The organism is uncultured Agitococcus sp. (assembly GCF_937920075.1).
In the GTDB taxonomy this organism is placed as follows: domain Bacteria; phylum Pseudomonadota; class Gammaproteobacteria; order Pseudomonadales; family Moraxellaceae; genus Agitococcus.
Genome location: NZ_CALETI010000453.1, coordinates 1 through 2,524 on the forward strand (window position 1 = coordinate 1; position 2,524 = coordinate 2,524).

Genomic DNA, 2,524 nt, shown 5'->3' on the forward strand with positions numbered 1-2,524 from the left:
ATAACCGTCGTATTTGCCGTTTTGATATGTTGGCAGGTTACGGCTTGTTACGTCCAGAATGGGCAGTTCGTATCACTAACTAATAACCTCTCGTTGCTCAAGGATGAGCATTTTTTCAAAGGTGGCGTATGGTCACAACCGATTTAATCCGTTCTTCGCTAAGGTTAATCGGTGCGATTAGCTCAAGCGAAACTCCAGCATCTGACGAAACTATGGACGCTTTAGAAGCATTAAATTTGCTTTTAAGCTCATGGGGTGCGTCTCGTTTCTTATCTAAAAACACTCAAACAATTACGCATACTTTAACAGGTGCGGCATCTTATACAATTGGTAGTGGTGGTGATATTAACACAACTAACCCGACTGAAATCTATACCGCAAAATATACAAATGGTGGTTTAGACTACACTCTAAAAGTTATTGATTTTGTCGATTATGAACAAATCTCGGTTAAAAATATTAGCTCTATTCCTGAATTTATTGCATTAAAGCCCGATTATCCGCTAAGTACTATTTATTTATACCCCACTGCAACAGGTGGCACACTGACGATTAATGCGGTCACACCAAAAACCGATTTGGATACTGATACAAACTTATCAAATACTTATCCGCCTGAGTGGATTCGCGCACTAAAATACAATTTGGCGGTTGAGATTGCACCTGAGTATGGGGTAACTGTATCGACTGAGATTGCAGCTTTAGCGCGTGAATCTAAAGATATTGTCATGCGTTCAATGGTGACAATTCCGTCTGCCAATTTTGACCCATTGCTAGGATGTGGTAATCGTGGCGGTAATATTTTAGGTGGGTTTTACTGATGAAAATTCCGTTTTTTGGTGGTCAGAAAAAAGGGTTTAGTAAAAACCAAAACGCACAAGAAACGGTGAATATGTTTCTTGAGTTAGACAGCAGCGAAACGGATACCAATATTAGTCTGATTCGTGTCGATGGTAAAAAACTGTTTTTAAATCTTCCTACTGTCCCTATTTTATCAATGCTTGAGTTTAGGGGCATTTTGTATGTGGTCACTCAAACTCAATTATACAAAGTGTTATTTGATGGTAGTTATACTGCGTTAGGCTCTGTAAATTGCGATATACGCACAACAATGACTGCAAATAATGTAGGGGAGATAATGATTGTTTGTGGTGTATTGGGTTATGTGCTAAATACAAATACTGATACTTTGACACAGGTTACTAACCCAGCTTTTTATGGCTCGCCGCGTGTTGATTATTTGGATGGCTATGGTGTTTTGGTTAGACCGAATAGCCAACAATTCTATATTTCAGCCTATAACGACTTTTTAACTTTTGATGGTTTAGAGTTCGCGACAAACGGTAGTGACCCTGATAATTTGGTAACGGGCATTGTTGACCATCGAGAATTAGTGCTATTTGGGCGCAAAACTACGTCCTTTTGGTTTGCGATCGAAGGTACAACATTCTCACTTGATAGGCGACAAGGCGCGGATATGGAAGTTGGCTGCGCGGCTGCTTTGTCTGTTGCAAAACTAGATAACACTGTTTACTTTTTAGGGCGTTCGAGTCATGGTACAGGATTAGTATATAAACTAAATCAATACGTCCCACAAATTATAAGCAATCGCGGAATTGAGCATTTAATCAATTCGTTTAATGTGATAGACGATGCTTTTGCATTTACTTATCAGAAAAGCGGACATTCTTTTTATGTGTTGACGTTTCCTAGTGAGGGCAAAACATTAGTCTATGATGCGTCTATTGCAGAACCTGATTTAGCATGGCATATTCGAGAGACGTATCAAAAAGGTCGAGATCGTGCTAGTTGTTATGCTTTTGCTTTTAATCGGCATTTAGTGGGTGATTTTGAGTCAGGAACAATATACGAATATGACGAGGATACGCATTTAGACGGTGGTCAACCAATAGCATGGTATCGCACAGGTCAACATATCATTGCTGATTACAAGCGATTGCGTCATAAAGAAGTTGTACTAAACTTTGAGCGTGGAGTCGGTTTAGAGTCAGGTGATGACCCACTTTGTTATCTAACATATTCGGACGACGGCGGACATACGTTTATAACTCCGCGTGAATGTAGTATGGGTGTAATCGGTCAACGTAAAAATCGTACAATGTGGGCTAGGCTTGGTCAATCACGCGACAGGGTTTATAAAGTCTTTGGCTCTGCACCCGTAAAAACGGTTTTAAATGGCGGGTATATTGACGTGGAGGCAGGTAAGACATGAGTAATATACCTTCACCATTAACGCTAGACTTAACAAATACTAGAGCCTTTAAAACATGGCTTTATCAGTTATGGCAATCAACAGGCGGCACGACAAGCACAGCGATAGAAGATATTGATGTGTACTTGGCTACTCCATCCATTGATGTCATAAACAGCTCACAATTAGACCAAGTGCTATTAACTCAAATACGCGATGAGTTATCAGAAATAAACAAAAAAATTGATGAAATACGAATAAACGAGCGCACAGTTTTAGATGACGTTAATAAAAAACTAGATGAGTTGCGTA

General features: G+C 39.6%; 3 protein-coding genes. All 3 read left to right on the forward strand.

Going from position 1 to position 2,524, the window contains the following annotated elements; all coding sequences use genetic code 11:
* The first annotated feature begins 128 nt into the window (after positions 1 to 128).
* On the forward strand, positions 129 to 821 hold the full coding sequence (locus Q0212_RS15375; RefSeq protein WP_297927143.1) for a packaged DNA stabilization gp4 family protein: 693 nt from the start codon (positions 129 to 131) through the stop codon (positions 819 to 821).
* Complete coding sequence (locus Q0212_RS15380) at positions 821 to 2,233, forward strand: hypothetical protein (RefSeq protein WP_297927145.1); 1,413 nt, start codon at positions 821 to 823, stop codon at positions 2,231 to 2,233. Before Q0212_RS15375 ends, Q0212_RS15380 begins: the two co-directional genes overlap by 1 nt.
* Positions 2,230 to 2,524 (forward strand): hypothetical protein (locus tag Q0212_RS15385; protein ID WP_297927147.1); only part of this gene is annotated, 295 nt, incomplete at its 3' end. The genes Q0212_RS15380 and Q0212_RS15385, both read left to right, overlap by 4 nt.

Bases quoted from the DNA above. Each gene is read 5' to 3' on its own strand.
- Q0212_RS15380 (WP_297927145.1), top strand. From the start codon at position 821: ATGAAAATTCCGTTTTTTGGTGGTCAGAAAAAAGGGTTTAGTAAAAAC.
- Q0212_RS15375 (WP_297927143.1), top strand. From the start codon at position 129: ATGGTCACAACCGATTTAATCCGTTCTTCGCTAAGGTTAATCGGTGCG.